This window comes from Corynebacterium sp. P4-C1 (assembly GCF_030503595.1).
Classification (GTDB): Bacteria; Actinomycetota; Actinomycetes; order Mycobacteriales; family Mycobacteriaceae; genus Corynebacterium.
In genome coordinates, this window is sequence record NZ_CP129966.1 from 1,042,338 (window position 1) to 1,064,997 (window position 22,660).

A 22,660-nucleotide genomic window follows, 5' to 3' on the forward strand; every position below is an offset into this window, starting at 1 on the left:
TCTATTACTGCCAATGAAAGTAAAACCGCGCACCTCCCAACACGGGACGGTGCGCGGTATGTGCGCCGCGACGCGGATCTACTGCGCGGTGTTGATGCGCAGAGAGTTGTGCACGTAGCCAGTCTCCTCCCACGGGCGGGGCAGGATCAGCTCGTTGCCGAAGGGGCTGTTGGCACCCGTGAGCTTGGAGGAAATCTCCGTCACCGGGTGTCCGTTACCCGGGGTGTGCGCAGGCCACGCCGGGTTGATCAGGGTGATGTTCTCGAGGTCTTTAGCCATAAACCTTATTCTTTCACGTCAACGCGCAAAACGCACGTAAACTCACCCCCGCAATGACTTCCTTCGCCCAATCGCTCACCGCTTTCGACGACGATGCCCTCCGCGCGCTCATCGCCGCGCGCCCCGACGTATTCTTTCCTGCCCCGCCGCAGCTGAGTTCGCTCGCTGCGCGCCTCACGCTTCCCGGTTCGACAGCACGCGCTTTACGACGCCTCACCGCCCCGGACCTGGCCCTTCTTGAACGTCTCACCGATGCCGGCGCAGAATTCGAGCCCTATGACGCTTCTGAAGAGGCCGCGGCCGGGCAAGTGGAGAACCTCCGCACGCTCGCGTTGGTCTTCGGGCCCGACAACGGTTTGCGCATCGCACCGGGGGTACTCAGCGCGGTCCCATCGGGTTGGCGGGTGACCGATCCGGTCCCCGACTACGTGGAGCAGCTCGTCGCCGAGCTCCCCGCCCCCGAGCGCAAAGTATTGGATACTCTCGCCGCGAACGGTGGCGTGGGCACCACGAGGGCCGCCGCTCCGGACGCCGACCCGGACTCCCCCATCGCGAAATTGATCGCCAAGGAGCTGCTCGTCCGCGTCAACGCCAACACCGTCCGCCTCCCTCGTCCGGTGCGCGACGTGCTCCGCGGCCAGCCGCCGCGGACCTTCCCCATGACGCCCCCAGAAGAGCAACAAGTCGACCAGGACGCAGTCGACACCGCAGCTGCGACGCAGGGTTTAGATGCCGTGCGGCAGCTCCGCCAGCTGATCACGCTGCTCCTCGCAGAATCCGTGCCGCTCAACAAGGACGGCTCCGTCGGGGTGCGGGCGCGCACGAAGATGGACAAAGAGCTGGGCTTCGATCCAAGCCTGCTCATCACCATCGGCGAATCCGCCGGTCTGATCGGGCGCGGCAACGTGGAGGACACAGACGTGCTCGCCGCCACCAAAGACGCACTCACCTGGCTGGACGCGACCCTGCCCGACCAGTGGGCCATCTTGCTTACCGGCTGGGCGGCCTCGCCGTGGCGCACAGATCTGGAGGAGAAACTGCTCTCCCCGGAGATGCACTCCCCCGACGCACGCGGCGCACGACTCACCGTGCTTCGCCACAACGGCGACCCGCACGACCTCTTCTTCCACGCCCCGCTGGCCGCCTCCCAGCTGCCTCCGGGCTTCATCGAGACTGTGGTCGACGAAGCCCGCTTCGTCGGTGCGCTCGACTCCACGTCAGCTGCGTCTTCCCCGCTCACGGCGCTTCTCGCCGGTGACGACACCGCCGCCACCACCCGTGCGCTAGTTCCGCCGCCCGTGGACACGCTCATTGCGCAGGCCGACATGACGGTGCTCGCTCCCGGCCCGCTGGAGCCGGACATGGGCGCATTCCTGGAGCGCATCGCCGATCTAGAATCCCCCGGCGTCGCCAGTGTGTGGCGCGTGTCCGACGCGGCAGTGCGCCGTGGCCTGGATTCCGGCCTCACCGCCGATGAGATCCACGCCTGGCTTGAGCGGCATGTCGTAGGCGAGGTGCCGCAGGGCATCACGTTCCTCGTCGACGACACTGCCCGCACGCACGGCTCCATCCGGGCTGGCGCGGCCATGAGCTATCTCCGCAGCGCGGATCCCTCACTGATCACGGCAGCGGCGGAAAAACTCGGCGGCCTGATCCGCCCGCTCGCGCCGACAGTGGCGGTGTCTCAGCTAGCGCTCCCGAAACTCATGGACGCGCTCCGTAAAGCTGGACTCCAGCCCACCGCCGAGGACGAGTCCGGGGTCCAGCTGAACATGGCCCCTGAGCCGGCGCTCGTTCCCGCCACACCGTCGCACCTGCTGCGGCCGACTGCTGTGAGCGAGGAACAGGCCGAACGGATCATCTCGCACTTGCGCTCCGGCGATTCCCAAGCGGAAGCACCCACGACCGGCGACACTATTGAGATGCTGCGCGCCGCGGCGCGCGGCAAGCGGCAGGTCACACTCGGCTACGTGGACAAGAACGGGCGCGGCCAGACGCTCACGGCGCTGCCGTTGTCGGTCACCGCCGGCCAGGTCGACGCCCATGTCGCGGCCACCGACTCGGTCGTGCGCATCGCCCTGCCGCGTATCACAAAAGTGGTGCTGGCCTAACGGCTGACCCGCTCCAGGATTTCCAGGACGTGCTCGTAATCCTTGCCGGTGGCGGCCGTCATACCGAGCTCGCAGGTGCGGTTGGAGGAGGCGTGGCACTGCGCGCCCAATTCCGCGACTTCCTCGGCTTCGCGCTTGGTTGCGGCCTCGGTGAGCTCCGGGTGGAGCATGCCTCGGTCGCCGGCATAGCCGCAGCAGTTCCACTCCGGCGGCACGTGCACCTCCTCGGCGGCGGCGGAAGCGACCTGGCTGAGAGCGTCGATAAGCGAAAGATGCTTCGCGGAGCACGTCGGATGAAGCGTGATGGAGTCAACCTTGCTGTTCACGGTGAGCTTGTCCACCACCTCGTCGTTAACGAAGGCGACGGCGTCGATGACGGTGATGCCGATGGTCTCGGCCATGTCTTGGAAACCGTGGGTGCAGCTGGTGGCGTCGACGATGACCGGCAAGCGCCCCCCGTCGGTGGCGGCGATGAGCTCGTCGTTGACGCGGCGCTGCATGATGTCGTGGCCGGTGGCCATGCCCTTCGACGCCCACGGGGTGCCGCAGCACATGCCGTCGATCCCCTCCGGGACAACAAGCGACAGCCCGGCGCGCTCAACCAGCTTCGCGAATGCAGCGGACGCGCCGATGCCGTCGCCCTGCGGGCCGAACATGGAGTTCACGCAGGCCGGAACGAAGACGCCGACCGGTTCTGCGGACGGGTCGCCGATACGGGTACCGAAGGTCTTGGCGCGCGACGCCCCGCCCCTGGTCAGCTCCGGGCGGTAGTCCGGCACGGTGTCGTCGCCGGCGAGTGCGCGGGCGACGCCCGTGACTTTCTGCACCAGGGAGGTGGGCATGTAGTAGGCACCGGTCAGCGCGGTGGAAGCCAACTTGTTTCCCGGGCCCCACGCCTTCGCCGCGGCGGCCCATCCAGCTGATTCGACGGCACCGGCCTGGCCGCGGCGCAGAGATTTGATGAACTTGCCGGTGTCGATTCCCACCGGACACGCCGTCACGCACATGGAGTCGACGGCACAGGTGTCGATGCCCTCGTACTGGTACTCGGCGTCGATGTGCTTGACCAGCTCAGTGTCGCCGTCCTTGAGCGCCTGGGCGCGGGCGCGGCGGACGACGATGCGCTGGCGCGGCGTCATCGTCAGGTCGCGCGACGGGCACACCGGCTCGCAGTAGCCGCACTCCACGCACGGGTCAATCTCGTCTTCCACCTGCGGGTTGAGCTTGAAATTCTTCATGTGCTCGCGCTCGTCGTCGGTGATGATCACGCCCGGGTTCATGACTCCGCGAGGGTCGGCGGCGCGCTTGATCTCCACCATGACGCCGTACAGCTCATCGCCGTACTGGCGGCGCACGTACGGCGCCATGACGCGTCCGGTGCCGTGCTCGGCCTTGAGGTTGCCGCCGGCACCGAGCACTAGGTCGACCATCGCTTCGTTGAAGCCGTCGTAGCGGCCTAGGTTCTCATCGCCCTCAAAGCGGTCGGTGATGAGGAAGTGGATGTTGCCGTCTTTGGCGTGGCCGAAGATGACGGCATCGTCGTAGGAGTATTCGTCGAAAAGCTGTTGCAGCCCGCCGCATGTGTCGGCCAAGTCGGCGACGGGGACGGCGATGTCCTCGAGCAGTGCCGTCGTGCCGGACGGGCGCGCTTCGGCGACTTGGGCGTAGAGGCCCTTGCGGAAGGCCCACGCCTTCGCAGCCTGCTTCGGATCCGTCGAGAACGCCGCGGGAGTTTCCAGGTCCAGTTCCTCGAGCAGTTTCGCCCCGGCGCGCTCGTATTCGCGCAGCTGCTCTTCCTCATCGGCGTGGTACTCGATCAGCAGCGCGGCCTGGGCATCGAGCTCGAAGCCGGTGATCTGCTCCGGCACGGAGTCGAAGCCGCGGCCCACCGCGATCGAGCGCGAGTCCATGAGCTCGAGCGTCGCCGCGTGGGAATCGAAGAGCGCCGGCAGGGAGCGCGTCGCCGCGTCGATCGTGGGGTACACGGCGATGGTGGTGGTCTTCAGCTTCGGTACCTCGACGGTGCGCAGGACCGCCTCGGCGATGAACGCCAGCGTTCCCTCGGAAGCGACCAGCAGGTGCGTGAAAATGTCCAGCGGGGACTCGTAATCCAGAAAGGCGTTGAGGGAGTAGCCCATCGTGTTCTTCAGCGCGAAGTGCTGTTCGATCTTCTTCACGGATTCTGCGTTGCCGCGCACGCGGCGTTTCAGCTGCTCGAGTTTGTCCACGAGCTCCGGCTCTTCCCGCACGAACTGGGCCTCTGCGTCCGGGTGAGCGGTGTTGATGACGGTGCCCGACGGCAGCACGAAGGTCAGGGATTCGAGAGTGTTGTAGGTGTTGTACTGCGTGCCGCACGCCATGCCCGAGGAGTTGTTGGAGATCACGCCGCCCAGTGTCGCCGCACCTTCGGAGGCCGGGTCCGGCCCCAGCTTGCGGCCGTAGGGGGCCAGGTGTGCGTTGACCTGGCGCACCGTCGACCCCGGCTGCACACGCACACGCTTGCCTCCGTCCAGGACTTCGACGCCGCGGAAGTGCTTGCGCACGTCGACAAGCATGCCCCCGCCGCCGGCCTGCCCGGACAGCGACGTGCCGCCCGCACGCAGCACCACTGGGGCCCCAGAGGTGGCTGAGGCGCGGAAGGCGGCGGCCACGTCATCCGCGTTGCGGGCTTCCGCCACCACCTGCGGGGTGTAGAGGAAATGCGACGCGTCGTGCGCGTACTTGATGCGGTCGATCTGGCGGGTGGAAATCGTCTGGTCGGAACCTAATTCGCGGACTAGGTGCGCAGCTGGGGATGTGATTGTCGCAGTCATAACCTCATGCTATCCCCATGCCGGTCCCGAAATTTTTTCCGTCCTTCCCATTGACAGATTGTTGGGTTTATACAACACTCATTTGTGTGTCACCGAAGAAATTACCGAAGATCCCGATTCACAACCGGGTTCGCGTCCTGCGTGCGGAGCGCGACATGTCGCGCGCCCAACTCGCAGAACTCATCGACGTGAACCCGCAGACAATCGGCGCTCTCGAACGCGGCGACCACTCCCCTAGCCTCGACCTCGCATTCCGCATCTGCGAAATATTCGACCTCCCCGTCGAGGCCGTGTTCTCCCGCACCGAGTTCGCCCCAATGTCGAAGGAGCTGTACCCGAAATGAACCGCTTAGACCGCAACACACGGACAAAGACACTCATCGCCGTCTTCTTCATCTGCCTGCTCGCAATCATCGCGTGCACGACACTCCAGCTGCTGCTGGGGATTACCTGGATCTACTTCGCGTCCATCGTTTTCGTGCTGGTCAGCATGGTCGCCTGGTCGCGGATCCGCGAGACGAACGGCCGCAAAGATACAGTGCCCGAGGATCAACTCGACGAGTACGAGCGCAGCGTTCTGGACACCTGGCGCAAACGGGCGCTGAAAGCGTTCTCTGTGCTCACCTGCTTCGGGGGCTTCGCCTTCCTGCTCGCGGGGAGCCTGCGGGACGCGTCCGACAGCACAGCGCTCATGGCCGCTGGCTATTTCATGTTGTTCACATTCCTCATCGTCCACCCGCTGCCCATGATCGGCTACGCCATCACGTTCAACCGCAAGGAGGCCTGAAAATGACCACTCTTGAAATTAGAGACCTGCACAAACGCTTCGGCGAAACACACGCTCTCGACGGCATGAGTTTCACCGTCGGCGACGGCGAGCTCTACGGCTTCGTCGGTTCGAACGGTGCCGGCAAGTCCACCACCATGCGCATCGCGCTCGGCGTGCTCGAGGCGGATTCCGGCGAGGTGCTCCTCAACGGCGCCCCGCTTGACGACGCCACGCGGCGCCGCATCGGCTACATGCCCGAAGAGCGCGGCCTGTACGGCAAAGAGAAGATCCTCGACCAGCTGGTCTTTTTGGCTCAGCTCCACGGTGTGGACAAGGCCGCCGCGAAGCAGCGCGGCACGGAACTGCTCGAAGAACTCAGCCTCGGCGAGCGTCTGAACGACAAACTCGACGACCTCTCTTTGGGCAACCAGCAGCGTGTCCAGCTCGCCGCCAGCCTCATCCACGACCCAGACATTCTCATCCTCGACGAGCCGTTCTCCGGCCTCGACCCCGTCGCAGTCGATGTCATGAGCACCATGCTCAGCGACCGCGCGGCCAACGGCGTTCCCGTGGTTTTCTCCTCCCACCAGCTCGACCTCGTCCAGCGTCTCTGCGACCGCGTCGGCATTGTCACCCGCGGCCGCATGGTCGCCGAAGGCACCGTCGACGAGCTGCGCAGCCAAGGCCCCGTCCGCTACAAGGTCGGCACCACCGCCCGCGGCTGGTACCCAGAAGGCACTGCGCTTATCGACGACGCCCCGAACCATGTCGTCCTCGAGACCACCTCCACCGGTGACGACCAGCGCATCCTGCACGCCGCCCTCACCGCAGGCGATGTCCACGAATTCTCCCGCGTTGTCCCCGACCTGACCGACCTGTTCAAGGAAGTTGTGAAGTAATGACCACCCACGACACGTACTCTCCCCTGCACACGATCACGACCACCGCGAAGCGGGAAATCCAGATCCTGTTCGCCAAGAAATCCGTGATCATCACCCTCCTGATCATGCTGCTCGCCACTGTCGGCCTGATCGGTTTCGCGGCGTGGCAGAAAGACAAGGACGACTCCGGAGAGGCCGCCACGACCATCGCTGTCGTCGGAATGGACAATCGTGCGCTGGAGGGCACCACCTTCGAACCGCGCACGGCCACCGACCGCGCCGAAGCAGAGCAGCTCGTGCGCGACGGCGAGGTGGACACGGCCCTCGTCGTGGAAGGCGATACCTGGCAGGTCGTCAGCGACGGCTCCCCTAAACCCGAGGTTGTGGCCGACATCAACAGCATCGCTGACGCTCACACTCAGGCCGCGGCGCTGGAGAAACTCGGGATTTCCCCTGAAAAATTCGCCGCGGCGAGCCCGAATGTCGAGGTGGTCCCGGTGGATATCGCGGACCTCGATTCCGGCAAGAGTGAAGCCGAATCGGAGCAGGACTTCATCAAGCTGCTCACCGCGTTCATCCTGTTGATGGCCATCGTCTTCATGGTGGTCACCTTCGCCGCCCAGGTGGGCAGCCGCGTGGCGGAGGAGAAGTCCTCCCGCGTCGTCGAGCTCATCCTCGCCACCGTGCGCCCACTCGACTTCCTCGCCAGAAAAATCCTGGGCAACCTGGTCTTCGGCTTCGTGTCCACAGCAGTCCTCATCGCCGCCGCGGCCATCGCCCTGAATGTCACCGGGCTGCTCGACGGCGTCGACATCGCATGGTCGATCCTCCCCGTCATGCTCCTCGCGTACATCCTGGCCATGGTCTTCTTCGCCAGCCTGTACGCCGCCGCCGGGGCGATGGTGCAGCGCACCGAGGACCTGCAATCCACCCAGATGCCCGTTCTTCTGCTGATCATCGCCAGCGCGTACATCCCGGGCTTCGGCTGGATGAACACCGACGCCACCTGGATGCAGGTGGCCAGCTGGGTTCCACCGGTGTCCATCTTCGCCGCTCCCCTTACCTACGCCGCCGGCAACTTCACGGCCCTCCAGCTGGCGGGATCGCTTGCCATCGCCACAGTCGCGACTCTCCTGACTATCTGGGTCACCGCCCGCATCTACCGCCGCTCGATCCTCAACAACGGCAAGACCACCAAGTGGTCGGAGGCGCTGCGGAGTTAGGATTTCATGCCCTAAACAGGCATAATCGCCCCCATGCCTTTAGGTGACGGTCCACTCATTGTTCAATCGGACAAGACTGTCCTCCTTGATGTCGCGCACCCGGACGCGGGGGCCGCTCGCGCGGCGCTCGCACCGTACGCGGAGCTCGAGCGCGCGCCGGAGCACGTGCACACGTACCGCATCACTCCCCTAGCGTTGTGGAATGCACGCGCCGCAGGATTCGATGCGGAGCAGGCCGTGGACGTGCTGGAGCGCTACTCCCGCTTCCCCGTTCCGCAGGCTCTGCTCATCGACGTTGCCGAGACGATGGCCCGCTACGGCCGCGTGCGCCTGCTCAAACACCCGGCGCACGGTCTCATCATCGAGGCGGACGACGCCGCTATCCTCACCGAGATCTCCCGGCACAAGAAGATCGCGCCCATGCTTGGCGCACTTATCGATGACACCACCGCCCCCGTCCACCCCTCCGAACGCGGCCTCATCAAGCAGGAGTTGACCAAGCTCGGCTGGCCTGTGGACGACCGCGCCGGCTATGTCGACGGCGAGTCCCACCCAATCGCGCTCAACCACGACGGCTGGGAGCTACGCGATTATCAGCAGTACGCCACCGAGTCGTTCTGGGAGGGCGGTTCCGGCGTGGTGGTACTGCCCTGCGGCGCTGGCAAGACCATCGTCGGCGCAGCCTCCATGGCGCAGGCGCAAACGACCACGCTGATCCTGGTCACCAACACCGTCGCTGGCCGGCAGTGGCGCGACGAACTCCTGCGCCGCACCACGCTGACGCCCGAAGAGATCGGCGAATACTCCGGCGAGCGCAAAGAGATCCGCCCCGTCACGATCGCCACCTACCAGGTGGTCACGCGCAAAACGAAGGGCGAGTACAAAGCTCTCGAGCTCTTCGACTCCCGCGACTGGGGTCTGATCATCTACGACGAAGTCCACCTGCTTCCCGCCCCCGTCTTCCGCATGGCCGCCGACCTCCAGTCGCGCCGCCGCCTGGGGCTCACCGCCACCCTCGTCCGCGAGGACGGCCGCGAAGAGGACGTCTTCTCGCTGATCGGCCCGAAACGCTACGACACACCGTGGAAAGAGCTCGAGATGGCCGGCTACATCGCCACTGCCGAATGCGTCGAGGTGCGCACCACGCTCACCGAAGACGAGCGCATGATGTATGCCACCGCGGAGACCCGCGAGCGCTACCGCATCGCGGCGTGCAGCGAGGGGAAGCTGGCGATCGTCGATAAGCTGCTTGCCCAGCATAAAAAGCAGCAAACGTTGATCATCGGCGCTTTCATCGAGCAGCTCGAGGACATCGCCGCGCGCACTGGCGCCCCGCTTATCGACGGCAAAACCTCCACCAAGAAGCGCGAAACCACCTTCGACGCGTTCCGGAACGGTCAGATCCAGACTCTCATCGTGTCGAAGGTGGCGAATTTCTCCATCGACCTGCCGGAAGCCGCAGTGGGCATACAGGTCTCCGGGACATTCGGCTCGCGCCAGGAGGAGGCACAGCGCCTCGGGCGGTTGCTGCGCCCCAAGGCCGACGGTGCTGAAGCGCTGTTCTACACCGTTGTCGCACGCGACACTCTCGATGCCGAGTACGCGATGCACCGCCAGCGCTTCCTCGCCGAACAAGGCTACGCCTACCGGCTGGTAGACGCGGCGGACCTTTAAAATAGTTTGCTATGAAGCGCTTTCATTTCGACGTCGACGAAGAATTCGCTAAGAAGCACAACGAGATGCTCCGCGATACACGCAAGGTGACGATCTCGGGCATCAGCCTGTTCGTCATCTGCGTGGTGGCCGCAGTGCTGTTGTGGACGCTGACGCCGGACAATTCAGCGTGGGGCTGGTTCGGGGTCATCGGCCTCGTACCGTTCGGCATCGTGATGCTCATTGTGGGCCTCATGGTGCCCCGTTCTGTCGGCGGCGCACAGGAGCTCTACGACCGTTACCCGCTCGCCCCCGCCGTGATCGCCGAAGTGAACCCCCGCGACATGGTGCTGATGGCGCTCGTGAACACCAACGTCGACGAATCACTCACGCCGAGGTACGCGGCTGCGCTACGCACGGTCTCGAACATCCCCGGCATTGACGAGCCCACTGTTGGAACGAAGGTTCCGTCCCTCGCGGTCGGCGGGCGCCGCACCACACGCGACAAGGACCACTGGCAGGAAGTCACACCCATGCCCATCGCGTGGGCGACGACAGACCAGGCCATCCTCAAGCGCGCACGCACCGAGATCCCCCAGGAACAGTGGCACATGCTCGACAAGTCACTCGCCAAGCTTGACGACGTCAAAGCCACCCCCATGAACCTGCTCGTCCTCTAACGCGCGGCGAACCCACTTGCCGTGACTGCTAAATGAACTGGCGGATCAGCGCGGTCACAGCCACGAAAACAATGAGCCCCTTCAGGAACTTATTGGACAGTTTCTTCGCGATGCGCGCACCAACAAGTCCTCCGATCAAGCTTCCTACGGCCAGCACCAGGACACCGATCCACAGCACCTCTGCCCCGAAGAACAGGAAGGCGATGAGGTAGACCAGTGCTGCGACAGAGTTGACAATCGCGGACAGGAAATTCTTAACCGGATTCACGGCCTTGAACGGGTGGCCGGTTCCTACACCCATGATGGCCATGTACAAAACGCCCTGAGCCGCAGTGAAGAAGCCTCCGTACATCGAAGCCAGCCCCATCGCCCCAACGAGGCCGGGCCGTCTGTAGGGCTCACCAATCACCCCGTCGCCTTGACCTTCAGTGACGACTTGGGATTTAGAGAACGCCTGAACAAAGCGCTGCTGGAAGATCACCAGGATCAACGCGACGACGATCAAGATCGGGATGACCCAATCCAGCGCGGACGACGGAGTAAACAGCAGCAGCAAAGAGCCGGCTGCCGCACCGATGACGGTCGCGGTGACCAGCGGCCCGAGGAACGGCAGTTCCCGCTTCGTCTCTTTGCGGAAGCCCCAGGCGGAACCGAAGGAACCGAACATCATACCGATGGTGTTGGTGCGCACCGCCACTCCGGGCGGAACACCCATCGCAAGAAGAACTGGGAGCGTGAGCAGCGAGCCGGATCCGACGGCTGAATTAATGATGCCGGCCATAATCCCCATGGCGAACAGCAAAACGCCAGAAAGAACAGTCATCAAGTATCCAACTCCTCAAATCAAAAGCTCAACCGCACGATGAAAAATAAAAAAGCGGTGCCCCTTGAGGATTCTATTCCTCGAGGGACACCGCGTGAAATGAAGTTTTTGGTCGGCGGTAACTTACTCTCCCACACCCTCCCGGGTGCAGTACCATCAGCGCGGGTGGGCTTAGCTTCCGGGTTCGGAATGGGACCGGGCGTTTCCCCACCGCTATCAACCACCGACACACCTATTGGGGTGTCTGTCATGGTCGCAACATGGTGGTGTTGCGGGTGTATGTAGTTTTCTGGGTGTTGGCCACACACACGCAGGTGGTGTGTGGTGTGTCAGATACTGCATAGTGGACGCGGCATTTTTTGTTGTTGTTGTTTGTTGTTGTGTTCCCGACGATTATTTGTCGTGGTGGGTTCAACTATTGGTGTTTGTTGGTTGGTGTATTAGTACCAGTCACCTTCGCACATTGCGGTGCGTCCAGATCTGGCCTATCAACCCCATCGTCTATAGGGAACCTATGAAACCTCATCTTGAAACAGGCTTCCCGCTTAGATGCTTTCAGCGGTTATCCCTTCCGTACGTAGCCAACCAGCGGTGCTCCTGGCGGAACAACTGGCACACCAGAGGTACGTCCGTCCCGGTCCTCTCGTACTGGGGACAGCCTTTCTCAAGTTTCTGCGCGCGCGGCGGATAGAGACCGAACTGTCTCACGACGTTCTGAACCCAGCTCGCGTGCCGCTTTAATGGGCGAACAGCCCAACCCTTGGGACCTACTCCAGCCCCAGGATGCGACGAGCCGACATCGAGGTGCCAAACCATCCCGTCGATATGGACTCTTGGGGAAGATCAGCCTGTTATCCCCGGGGTACCTTTTATCCGTTGAGCGACACCACATCCACAAGTAGGTGCCGGATCACTAGTCCCGACTTTCGTCCCTGCTCGACTAGTAAGTCTCGCAGTCAAGCTCCCTTGTGCACTTACACTCTAAACACCTGATTGCCAACCAGGCTGAGGGAACCTTTGGGCGCCTCCGTTACTCTTTGGGAGGCAACCGCCCCAGTTAAACTACCCACCAGGCACTGTCCCCAACCCAGATCATGGGCCAAGGTTAAGACATCCACTACGGTCAGAGTGGTATTTCACGTGCCGACTCCACACCCACTAGCGTGAGCGCTTCACAGTCTCCCACCTATGCTACACAAACCGCAGTAAACACCAATACCAAGCTATAGTGAAGGTCCCGGGGTCTTTTCGTCCTGCCGCGCGAAACGAGCATCTTTACTCGTAGTGCAATTTCACCGGGCCTGTGGTTGAGACAGCAGGGAAGTCGTTACGCCATTCGTGCAGGTCGGAACTTACCCGACAAGGAATTTCGCTACCTTAGGATGGTTATAGTTACCACCGCCGTTTACTGGGGCTTAAATTCTCCGCTTCGAACACAAAGTCCTAACAGGTCCTCTTAACCTTCCAGCACCGGGCAGGCGTCAGTCCGTATACATCAACTTAACCGTCTTCGCACGGACCTGTGTTTTTGATAAACAGTCGCTTCCCTCTCTTTTCTGCGACCCCAACCAGCTCACCAACGCATGGGTGGATCACCGGTTGTGGCCCCCCTTCTCCCGAAGTTACGGGGGCAATTTGCCGAGTTCCTTAACCACAGTTCACCCGACCGCCTGAGTATGTTCTACTTGACTACCTGTGTCGGTTTCGGGTACGGGCCGTACACATACATCGCTAGAGGCTTTTCTCGACAGCATAGGATCACTACCATCACCCCATTCGGGTTACGCATCACGCCTCGCACACTTGGCACCCGCATTTAACTAGGTGCCGTGCCGCACGCTTGCACCACAATCCACTAAGTGGCGTAGCTACCAATCTGTGTCACCCCATCACTTGACTACTACAGATCAGGCCCCACGCATCACACCCACCTGATGATCAAAGATCACCTTGGCAGATGGTCAGGGTGGTTAGTATCACCGGTTCATCATTGGGCGCATGTATACGGGTACGGGAATATCAACCCGTTGACCATCGACTACGCCTGTCGGCCTCGCCTTAGGACCCGACTCACCCTGGGAAGACGAACTTGACCCAGGAACCCTTAGTCATTCGGCGGATACGATTCTCACGTATCATTCGTTACTCATGCCTGCATTCTCACTCGCATGCAGTCCACACGCCCTTACGATCGTGCTTCACCCCACATACGACGCTCCCCTACCCAGTACAAAAATACTGCCGCGGCTTCGGCGGTGTACTTGAGCCCCACTGAATTGTCGGCGCGCAACCACTCGACCAGTGAGCTATTACGCACTCTTTCAAGGGTGGCTGCTTCTAAGCCAACCTCCTGGCTGTCTTCGCGATTACACATCCTTTTCCACTTAGTACACCCTTAGGGGCCTTAACCGGCGATCTGGGCTGTTTCCCTCTCGACTATGAAGCTTATCCCCCACAGTCTCACTGCCGCGCACACATGTAACCGGCATTCGGAGTTTGGCTGACATTGCTAAGATGATAGTCCCGCTCAACCAACCAGTAGCTCTACCTCCGGCACACCTACGCGACGCTGCACCTAAATGCATTTCGGGGAGAACCAGCTATCACGGAGTTTGATTGGCCTTTCACCCCTACCCACAGCTCATCCCCGCAGTTTTCAACCTACGTGGGTTCGCGCCTCCACAACCTCTTACAGCTGCTTCACACTGGCCATGGGTAGATCACCCCGCTTCGGGTCCAGGACATGCCACTAAAAACACACAATTAGCATTCGCTTTCGCTACGACTACCCCACACGGGTTAACCTCGCGACATGCCGCTGACTCGCAGGCTCATTCTTCAAAAGGCACGCCATCACACACTTTGAGGTGCTCTGACGGATTGTAGGCACACAGTTTCAGGAACTATTTCACTCCCCTCCCGGGGTACTTTTCACCATTCCCTCACGGTACTTATCCACTATCGGTCACACTGAGTATTTAGGCTTACCGGGTGGTCCCGGCTGATTCACAGCAGATTCCACGAGCCCGCTGCTACTCGGGGCAAACATAGCCACCACAGGCACATGCGCATTCGCGTACAGGACTCTCACCTACTCCGGTGGGCCATCCCAGACCACTTCCGCTTACACACACACCACGCAGACGTATCTGGCAGAACACGACCAGCTACACCCCACAACACCGCACACGCAACCCCTGCCAGGTATCACACGCACACGGTTTAGCCTCATCCACGTTCGCTCGCCGCTACTAGCAGAATCATTATTATTTTCCTCTCCTGCCGGTACTGAGATGTTTCACTTCCCGGCGTCACCCCCTGCCAGCTATGCATTCACTAACAGGTAACCGCACATAACCACGGCCAGGTTTCCCCATTCGGACACCCTCGGATCAACGCTTTGTTGACAACTCCCCGAGGCTTAACGCAGTCTCACACGTCCTTCATCGGCTCAGCATGCCAAGGCATCCACCATGCGCCCTTGAACAACAAACACACACACGAATAACCCAACACACAAACAATCAAAAAACACACACAAACAAAAAAACAAGATGCTCGCGTCCACTATACAGTTCTCACACACCACACCCACCACCACCAACCAGCCACAACGACCAGCCAGCAACCAGTGAGCCAACCAGGAACAACCACCCACACCACACACAAACGCATACAGTGCGGGCACCATGTGCTGCCCCAGACACCCAACAGTGCACCAACAATCACCATTTTTTGCTCAGCCACAACAGGTTCATGCAACCAACACACCCCACACACGCATCCACGCGCGCGGTGTGCATCCACCTGGATTTATCAAAAAAACGTCAGCAGCACCACACACGGGCACTCAACCAACAAAAAATGGGCCTACAACTGTAAACCACACAAAAAGCTCCTTAGAAAGGAGGTGATCCAGCCGCACCTTCCGGTACGGCTACCTTGTTACGACTTCGTCCCAATCGCCAATCCCACCTTCGACAGCTCCCTAACACGTTTGGGCCACTGGCTTCGGGTGTTACCAACTTTCATGACGTGACGGGCGGTGTGTACAAGGCCCGGGAACGTATTCACCGCAGCGTTGCTGATCTGCGATTACTAGCGACTCCGACTTCATGGGGTCGAGTTGCAGACCCCAATCCGAACTAAGACCGGCTTTCAGCGATTAGCTCCACCTCACAGTGTCGCTGCGCGTTGTACCGACCATTGTAGCATGTGTGAAGCCCTGGACATAAGGGGCATGATGATTTGACGTCATCCCCACCTTCCTCCGAGTTAACCCCGGCAGTCTCTCATGAGTCCCCAACCAAATGCTGGCAACATAAGACAAGGGTTGCGCTCGTTGCGGGACTTAACCCAACATCTCACGACACGAGCTGACGACAACCATGCACCACCTGTACACCAGCCACAAGGGAAACTACATCTCTGCAGCGATCCGGTGTATGTCAAGCCCAGGTAAGGTTCTTCGCGTTGCATCGAATTAATCCACATGCTCCGCCGCTTGTGCGGGCCCCCGTCAATTCCTTTGAGTTTTAGCCTTGCGGCCGTACTCCCCAGGCGGGGCGCTTAATGCGTTAGCTACGGCACGAACCCCGTGGAAGGGACTCACACCTAGCGCCCACCGTTTACGGCATGGACTACCAGGGTATCTAATCCTGTTCGCTACCCATGCTTTCGCTCCTCAGCGTCAGTTACTGCCCAGAGACCTGCCTTCGCCATCGGTGTTCCTCCTGATATCTGCGCATTCCACCGCTACACCAGGAATTCCAGTCTCCCCTACAGCACTCAAGTTATGCCCGTATCGCCTGCAACCCCGCAGTTAAGCTGCGGTATTCCACAAACGACGCGACAAACCACCTACGAGCTCTTTACGCCCAGTAATTCCGGACAACGCTCGCACCCTACGTATTACCGCGGCTGCTGGCACGTAGTTAGCCGGTGCTTCTTATCCAGGTACCGTCACTTTCGCTTCGTCCCTGACGAAAGGAGTTTACAACCCGAAGGCCGTCATCCCCCACGCGGCGTCGCTGCATCAGGCTTGCGCCCATTGTGCAATATTCCCCACTGCTGCCTCCCGTAGGAGTCTGGGCCGTATCTCAGTCCCAATGTGGCCGTACACCCTCTCAGGCCGGCTACCCGTCGACGCCTTGGTAGGCCATTACCCCACCAACAAGCTGATAGGCCGCGAGCTCATCCCACACCGAAAAAACTTTCCACCACCGACACTAAACGATGGTCCTATCCGGTATTAGACCCAGTTTCCCAGGCTTATCCCGAAGTGCAGGGCAGATCACCCACGTGTTACTCACCCGTTCGCCACTCGAGTACCCCTGCAAGCAAGGGCCTTTCCGTTCGACTTGCATGTGTTAAGCACGCCGCCAGCGTTCATCCTGAGCCAGGATCAAACTCTCCACAAAAACACCCACCAAAAAAGCGAGCATCAATCAGTAAAAGATTACTGAGCCGTGAAAAGCCCAAAACCCAACCAAAACAAACCACACCACACACCAACACAGCATGCGGCCTGGCAATCCAAAAATTACAAAAACAAACCCAAAAAAGGTTCATCAACCATTGCTGCCCCTCCGACGAGGAGAAAAGACAACAACAAAAATCCAATCAGTCATGCAACCAACCAGACGAACAACACCCCATCAATGGTTCAGGCATCATCCGACCAGCACACACCAAAAAAGCGCATCAGCCACACAAACCAACCAAACAAAAATCATTGGCACACTATCGAGTTCTCACACAACACACGCACACTCGGCTTCAGAACTTTCGTCCTTCTGCCGTAGAGGCTTGTTTGATATTACTCTGCGCTGACATCTGATGTCAACTCCGTCGCAATATCGATTTTTTCTCGCCGCCACCTTCTGTTCAGAACCGTTAACCGGCTCTTAACGTCTCGCGGCGACGAATCAAAACATTAACCCTAAGTGGTTGCAGAACGCAAATGCGCCTTTCTACCTGCGCAAATATCGACATAGCAGAAACGTTCAACTCATGGAGTCCCATTGATCCGCTAATTCGTTGAACATGCGCGTGTACGTGACAATCGAGGCTGTGTCCTGCGCATTCAAGGGCGCAACATAGACGCGCCCCTTCTCCACCGGTTTGGTCCCTTTAAGCTCTTCGTTCTGCGCGATCAGACGCATCGGCGGCGCATACCCCTCAGCAGCGAGGTCCGGACGAGCGTCGGTGGCGAAGAGGAAGGTCGGCTCCGCTTTGACCAGCGCGGGAATATCGGCGGCGTCCCCGGGCTTCAACGCCGGAGTGAGCTCGAGCATCGCGAAGACTGGCTTCCACAACGCATCTCCGTCGGCCGCCTGCACGTGAAGTGTCCCTTGGTCCGCCGTTATGGCAGCGAAGGTCCACTTCTCCGAGCGTGCCTCGATCACTCGACCCCGGGCTTCGGAGAACTCCTCGTCGAGCTTCGCCGCTTCCGCTTCACAACCGAAGACCTTGCCTAGCACCTGGGCCTGGCGCACCATCTCCCAGTCCAGCGGAATGCCGTCGCGCGGGGTGATGTCGACGACGGGGACGTCCGTACCCTCCTTGGCTGCGGCGGCGCTGTCCGCGTCGCCGGCGATAATCAAATCAGCTTTGCCGTCAGTCCCCTCCTGCACATCAACACCGAGGGCTTTTAGGAGTTCCCGGGATCGAGCGTCGTGAGCGAAGACTTTCTCCGGTGCCTTCGGCACCGTCTTCGCCCCGTCGTTGTCCTCAATCTCGACGGTTTCCTCCTGCGCGGGCGTGTCGGCCACGGTCTGCGTGGTGTCTGTGCCGGCGCCACTCGCCGGCGCAGCATCATCGTCAGGGGCGCAGGCCGTAAGGCTCGGGAGCAGCGCTGCCGCCAGCAGCAACGCGGTGCGGGACGTGTGCTTGGCAGCCCGCCTGCCAGTTTGACTCTTCATACGGGTGTGAATCCTAGTCGGATTCGCAGATGCAGAAACGACGAAACCGCCGGCCAAAATCTGACCAGCGGTTTCACCGTTTGTGGAGATGCCGGGAATTGAACCCGGGTCCTTCGCCACTGCACCAGGGCTTCTCCGTGCGCAGTCCGCACAGAATCTCTACTCGGCCCTCCGGATCAGGCGAACATGTCCGGATGACGGGCCCAGCCGGTGAAAGATGTCCCCTCCGCGCCTCACCGGCACGGCGAGAGGGCAAGCTCCCTAGTCGATGCCAGGATCCGGGTCGGGAGCGAGCCCGGCCTGACAGACACGCGGTCGCTACTTAGGCAGCGAGGGCGTAGTCACGCTGAGAGTTCTTCTCTGCGTTTATCAGGTGCTGCGACGCTTGAATCGGTGGTCTCCAGCCTGCACCGGCACGCTTCCCCTGGTTTAGTCAGCGAAGTCGAAACCACATCATCCCCTTCGCTTCCTGCGGCGGGAACATGCGTTGCAACCGCAGGAGAATTAACTCTAGCGCTGATCAACAACGCCCGTCAAGCAGGTGCGACGCGCAGGAATTCAACGACCGTATCAGGATCCACATCCACGGCGAGACGGACGGCCCGCGCGACGTTGACCGGATCCATCTTCGGGCGGTCGCCGTGCTTCGGGTCGGCGAGCATGTCAGTGTCGGTGCGTCCCGGGTGGATCGACGTGACCCTGACCTGTCCTTTCTCTTCCAGGCGCAGGGCATCAGTGAATCCGCGCAACGCGAATTTGGAGGCACAGTACGCGGTGTTCTCCTCAACACCGTGGAAGCCGGCGCCGGAGTTGATGGTGATGACGAGCCCACGGGAGCGTCGTAAAGCAGGCAGAAGCTCGCGCGTGAGCGTGACTGGCGCGAGCACGTTCACGTCCATGGTCTCACGCCACTGTTCGGCGTCGAGCTCGCCGAACGGCGCCTTGTGCAGCACACCCGCGGCGTGGACGACGACGTCGACATTCTCGATCTTGCGCGCGGCTTCGGCGATCGCGCGCTCGTCGCGCAGATCGACCTCGAACGGCTCAGCGCTGGGCAGCTTATCGACGACTGCGCTCGCGTCCTTCGACGCCCCCACCAGGATGTGATGGTCTTTGCCCAGCTCCTCGGCAATAGCGCGGCCGATACCGCGGGAAGCACCGGTGATGAGTGCGGTTTTCATGCTTTGATCCCCTTGAATTTGCGGCCGAGTTCGCGGGCGATTTCGCGGTCCTCGGTGCGTTTCTTGATGTCCTGGCGGCGATCATAGTCCTGCTTACCCTGGGCGAGACCAAGTTCGACCTTGACCAGGCCATCTTTGAGGTAGAGCTTCAGCGGGACGAGAGTCCGGTTGCCGTCGCGGACTTTGCCTTCGAGGGTGTCGATCTCACGGCGGTGCAGCAGGAGCTTGCGGGTACGCCGCGGCGAGTGGTTCGTCCACGACCCCATCGAGTATTCGGGGATGTGGAGGTTGCGGAGCCAAACCTCGCCGTCGTCGATAGTGGCGTACGCCTCGACGAGCGATGCCTTTCCGTCACGCAGAGACTTGATTTCGGTTCCCTGCAGAACGACGCCGGCCTCGTATGTGTCCAGGATGGTGTAGTCGTGGCGAGCCTTGCGGTTGGACGCGATGACACCCGGCCCTTCCTTCTTCTTTTTCTTCGCCATGACTTGACCTCCTATTTCCGCACGTAAGAGCGCAACGCTACCTGAGCGACCAGGCCTGAAGCAAGAAGCGCGACGAGGCCGACGAGCGGCATGACGGTCCACACGGCGCCGTCGGAAAGCTTCGCTATGAGCAAGTTCTCGTACACACCCGCCAGCATCGGGTCGACGATCTGCGACTTTATCGCCCACACACCGAGGGTGGAGATCACTGCGCCGATGAACACGGAGACCAGCGCCTCGAGGATGAACGGCGCCTGTGTGAACCAGCGGGTCGCGCCCACCATGCGCATAATGCCGATTTCCTCGCGGCGGCTGTACGCGGCGAGCTGCACCATGTTGGCGATGAGGAACGCCGCGGCTAGCGCCTGCGCCGCGGCGATAATGAATGTCGCGTTGCGGAAAGAGTCGAGCGAATCCGCCACTCCGCGCACATCGCTGGCTTGGTCGGCGACATAGGACACCTGCGGCATGTCGCGCACCGCGTCGATGGGCTCGGTATTCGTCGGGTCCTCAAGTCGGACGTGCAGCGCCGCCGGCATCGAGTCCTTTGATGTCTCCTGCACCAGCGCAGGATCAGATTCCTGGAACAGCTCCACGAAACGCTCGTAGGACTGTTCGCGGTTGCGGAAAGTCACGGATTCCACACGGTCGTCCGCCTGCAGCTTGTCGCGCACTTCTGCGCAGCTTTCCGACGAACAGTCCTTGTCCTCCGCCGACACCTTCTCATCCAGCTCCACCATCACTTCGACGCGGTCCAGGTACAGGTCCTTTGTCTCACTGGTGACTTTGGACATGAGAATGCCCGCACCCACCAGCGCCAGGGACAACGCCGTGGTGATGATCAGCGCGATCGTCATGGTGAGGTTGCGGCCGAGACCGCGGAAACCCTCGCGGAAGATGAAATTCCAGTTCATGTTCTAAGCCCCCATTGTTCCGTAGACGCCGTGGCTCTCGTCGCGGACGACTTTGCCCAGCTGCAGTTCGATCACGCGTTGGCGCATGTCGTTGACGGCGCGCGCGTTGTGCGTGGACATGATCACGGTCGTGCCCATGCGGTTGATGCGGGCAAGCAGCGCCATGATGTCGTCGGCGGTGGAGGGGTCGAGGTTGCCGGTGGGCTCGTCGGCAAGCAGAAGGTGTGGACGGTCCACGAACGCGCGCGCGATGGCCACGCGCTGCTGCTCGCCGCCGGACAGCTCGTTCGGCATGCGGTTGGCTTTCGCGTCCAAACCGACGATCTCCAGGGCCTCCGGCACGAGCTTCTGGATTTTCGCTTTCGGCTTGCCGATCACCTCGAGCGCGAACGCGACGTTGTCGTACACGTTCAGTTTGGGCAGCAGCCGGAAGTCCTGGAAGACGTAGCCGATGGACTGGCGGAGCTTGTTCACCTCCTTGCCTTTCAGCGCATTGACGTGGAAGTCACCGAAGTGGATGTCCCCGCTGGTCACGTTCTCCTCGCGGATGAGCAGCTCCAAAAACGACGACTTGCCCGAGCCCGACGGGCCGATCAGGAAGACGAACTCGCCGTTCTCAATCGTCAGCGAGACATCGTCGAGAGCCGGCCGCGTCGACGTCGGATAGACCTTTGTCACATTCGAGAAAGTGATCACACGCGCCACTCTAGTGACAGACGTTGGCCGTATGGAAATCCCAACCGCGGAAACCGCAGGTGATTCAGGTGGCGTTCAGGATTTTAGGATTCTTCGCCCTGCTGCTCCGCCATCCGCCAGCGGATGCCTGACTCGAGGAAACCGTCGATATCTCCGTCGAGCACCTTCTGCGGGTCGCCCACTTCATAGTTGGTGCGCAGGTCCTTGACCATTTGGTACGGGTGCAGAACGTAGGAGCGCATCTGGTTGCCCCAGCTGGCGTTGCCGCCGGCGCCGAGGGCGTCCAGCTCCGCCTTTTCTTCTTGGCGTTTCTTCTCCAGCAGCTTGGACTGCAGAACGTTCATGGCCGAAGCCTTGTTCTGGATCTGGGATTTCTCGTTCTGGCACGTGACCACGATGCCGGTGGGCACGTGGGTGATACGCACCGCCGAGTCGGTGGTGTTCACGGACTGGCCGCCGGGTCCGGAGGACCGGTAGACATCGACGCGGATGTCGGAGTCTGGGATGTCGATGTGGTCGGTCTGCTCCACCACAGGCAGGACCTCAACCTCGGCGAAGGAGGTCTGGCGGCGGCCCTGGTTGTCGAAGGGCGAGATACGCACGAGGCGGTGCGCGCCCTGCTCCACGGAGAGCTGGCCGTACATGTACTCCCCGTGGACGACGAAGGTGGCCGACTTGATGCCGGCTTCCTCGGCGTAGGAAATATCGTAGACATCGACCTTGTGGCCGTTTTTCTCGGCCCAGCGGGTGTACATGCGCATGAGCATCTCCGCCCAATCCGCCGCATCGACACCGCCGGCACCGGAACGGATATTCACCACAGCCTCGCGCTCGTCGTACTCCCCCGACAGCATCGTCGTCACCTCCAGCGAGGAGATCTGGGTTTCGAGTTCGGCCAACTCATCGTCGGCAAGCGATGCGTCGCCCTCCTCTTCCGCGAGTTCGTACATGACCGGCAGGTCGTCGAGACGCTGGCGCAGCCCAGTGACTTTGCGCAGCTTCGCCTGCACGTTGGACAGCTCGGTTGTCACCTGCTGCGCGTGGTCGGGGTCGTCCCACAAACTGGGGTCGGCGGCTTGCTGCTCCAGCTCGCGGGCGCGCGAATCCATCTCGTCTAAGTCCATGACCGACTCGATGGTGGTCAGGGTGGACTCGAGGGACTGGATCCGGTTGCTGGTCTCTGGCTGCATAGGTGCGAAGTCTAGTGGAGATCTCCAAAACACCTTCAT

General features: G+C 61.3%; 17 protein-coding genes, 3 rRNA genes and 1 other RNA gene. 8 read left to right on the plus strand and 13 right to left on the minus strand.

The genetic code is table 11. The features are described from left to right. Window positions 1–78: 78 nt before the first annotated feature. The gene (locus tag QYR03_RS04975; protein ID WP_301713353.1) at window positions 79–279 is read right to left on the minus strand and encodes a hypothetical protein; all 201 of its coding nucleotides are present in this window, start codon (window positions 277–279) and stop codon (window positions 79–81) included. A gap of 53 nt (window positions 280–332) precedes the next feature. On the opposite strand from QYR03_RS04975, the gene QYR03_RS04980 reads away from it, so the two are divergent. Next, a complete protein-coding gene (locus QYR03_RS04980) occupies window positions 333–2,390 on the plus strand; it encodes a helicase-associated domain-containing protein (protein WP_301713354.1) in 2,058 nt (685 codons plus the stop codon). Here QYR03_RS04980 and QYR03_RS04985 read toward each other — a convergent pair. Then, window positions 2,387–5,203 carry an FAD-binding and (Fe-S)-binding domain-containing protein gene (locus QYR03_RS04985; RefSeq protein ID WP_301713355.1) on the minus strand — a complete coding sequence of 939 codons (2,817 nt, stop codon included), beginning with the start codon at window positions 5,201–5,203 and terminating at the stop codon, window positions 2,387–2,389. The genes QYR03_RS04980 and QYR03_RS04985 overlap by 4 nt on opposite strands. Window positions 5,204–5,289: 86 nt before the next feature. Here QYR03_RS04985 and QYR03_RS04990 point away from each other — a divergent pair, with 86 nt between their 5' ends. Genes QYR03_RS04990 through QYR03_RS05015 form a run of 6 tightly spaced genes read left to right on the plus strand, consistent with a single transcriptional unit; the run spans window position 5,290 to window position 10,409 of the window. After that, window positions 5,290–5,547 (plus strand): helix-turn-helix transcriptional regulator, encoded by a 258-nt coding sequence (locus tag QYR03_RS04990; protein ID WP_259851876.1) that lies wholly within the window; start codon window positions 5,290–5,292, stop codon window positions 5,545–5,547. Next, the gene (locus tag QYR03_RS04995; RefSeq protein ID WP_301713356.1) at window positions 5,544–5,990 is read left to right on the plus strand and encodes a hypothetical protein; all 447 of its coding nucleotides are present in this window, start codon (window positions 5,544–5,546) and stop codon (window positions 5,988–5,990) included. Before QYR03_RS04990 ends, QYR03_RS04995 begins: the two co-directional genes overlap by 4 nt. A gap of 2 nt (window positions 5,991–5,992) precedes the next feature. Next, entirely contained in the window at window positions 5,993–6,871 is an 879-nt protein-coding gene (locus QYR03_RS05000; RefSeq protein ID WP_301713357.1) for an ABC transporter ATP-binding protein, read from the plus strand. Then, the gene (locus tag QYR03_RS05005) at window positions 6,871–8,076 is read left to right on the plus strand and encodes an ABC transporter permease (RefSeq protein ID WP_301713358.1); all 1,206 of its coding nucleotides are present in this window, start codon (window positions 6,871–6,873) and stop codon (window positions 8,074–8,076) included. Before QYR03_RS05000 ends, QYR03_RS05005 begins: the two co-directional genes overlap by 1 nt. A gap of 33 nt (window positions 8,077–8,109) precedes the next feature. After that, window positions 8,110–9,750, plus strand: coding sequence for a DNA repair helicase XPB (locus QYR03_RS05010; RefSeq protein ID WP_301713359.1), 1,641 nt, complete (start codon window positions 8,110–8,112; stop codon window positions 9,748–9,750). An 11-nt stretch (window positions 9,751–9,761) separates the two neighbouring features. Then, window positions 9,762–10,409 (plus strand): DUF3239 domain-containing protein, encoded by a 648-nt coding sequence (locus tag QYR03_RS05015; RefSeq protein ID WP_301713360.1) that lies wholly within the window; start codon window positions 9,762–9,764, stop codon window positions 10,407–10,409. A gap of 28 nt (window positions 10,410–10,437) precedes the next feature. On the opposite strand, the gene QYR03_RS05020 is transcribed toward QYR03_RS05015, so the two are convergent. From QYR03_RS05020 to QYR03_RS05035, 4 genes are all read right to left on the minus strand, one after another. Beyond that, window positions 10,438–11,232: a sulfite exporter TauE/SafE family protein gene (locus tag QYR03_RS05020; RefSeq protein ID WP_301713361.1), complete on the minus strand. Its 795-nt coding sequence runs from the start codon at window positions 11,230–11,232 to the stop codon at window positions 10,438–10,440. A 110-nt stretch (window positions 11,233–11,342) separates the two neighbouring features. Beyond that, window positions 11,343–11,460: ribosomal RNA gene (gene rrf, locus QYR03_RS05025) — 5S ribosomal RNA — on the minus strand. Between the two features lie 192 nt (window positions 11,461–11,652). Further along, a 23S ribosomal RNA gene (locus QYR03_RS05030) occupies window positions 11,653–14,727 on the minus strand. Window positions 14,728–15,135: 408 nt separating this feature from the next. Next, a 16S ribosomal RNA gene (locus QYR03_RS05035) occupies window positions 15,136–16,652 on the minus strand. The 16S, 23S and 5S rRNA genes sit together here, the layout of an rRNA operon. A 48-nt stretch (window positions 16,653–16,700) precedes the next feature. On the opposite strand from QYR03_RS05035, the gene QYR03_RS05040 reads away from it, so the two are divergent. Beyond that, window positions 16,701–17,036 (plus strand): hypothetical protein, encoded by a 336-nt coding sequence (locus QYR03_RS05040; RefSeq protein ID WP_301978935.1) that lies wholly within the window; start codon window positions 16,701–16,703, stop codon window positions 17,034–17,036. 201 nt (window positions 17,037–17,237) lie between these two features. Here QYR03_RS05040 and QYR03_RS05045 read toward each other — a convergent pair whose 3' ends face one another. From QYR03_RS05045 to prfB, 7 genes are all read right to left on the minus strand, one after another. Further along, on the minus strand, window positions 17,238–18,155 hold the full coding sequence (locus QYR03_RS05045; RefSeq protein WP_301713439.1) for a hypothetical protein: 918 nt from the start codon (window positions 18,153–18,155) through the stop codon (window positions 17,238–17,240). Between the two features lie 80 nt (window positions 18,156–18,235). Then, window positions 18,236–18,616, minus strand: a transfer-messenger RNA (tmRNA) gene (gene ssrA, locus QYR03_RS05050). 72 nt (window positions 18,617–18,688) lie between these two features. Further along, window positions 18,689–19,336: an SDR family oxidoreductase gene (locus QYR03_RS05055; RefSeq protein ID WP_301713440.1), complete on the minus strand. Its 648-nt coding sequence runs from the start codon at window positions 19,334–19,336 to the stop codon at window positions 18,689–18,691. Then, entirely contained in the window at window positions 19,333–19,821 is a 489-nt protein-coding gene (smpB, locus tag QYR03_RS05060; protein ID WP_301713441.1) for an SsrA-binding protein SmpB, read from the minus strand. Before smpB ends, QYR03_RS05055 begins: the two co-directional genes overlap by 4 nt. A gap of 11 nt (window positions 19,822–19,832) precedes the next feature. Next, complete coding sequence (ftsX, locus tag QYR03_RS05065) at window positions 19,833–20,735, minus strand: permease-like cell division protein FtsX (protein ID WP_301713442.1); 903 nt, start codon at window positions 20,733–20,735, stop codon at window positions 19,833–19,835. 3 nt (window positions 20,736–20,738) lie between these two features. Continuing rightward, window positions 20,739–21,431: a cell division ATP-binding protein FtsE gene (gene ftsE, locus QYR03_RS05070; RefSeq protein WP_259851777.1), complete on the minus strand. Its 693-nt coding sequence runs from the start codon at window positions 21,429–21,431 to the stop codon at window positions 20,739–20,741. A gap of 83 nt (window positions 21,432–21,514) precedes the next feature. Continuing rightward, complete coding sequence (prfB, locus tag QYR03_RS05075; protein ID WP_301713443.1) at window positions 21,515–22,621, minus strand: peptide chain release factor 2; 1,107 nt, start codon at window positions 22,619–22,621, stop codon at window positions 21,515–21,517. Between the last annotated feature and the right edge of the window lie 39 nt (window positions 22,622–22,660).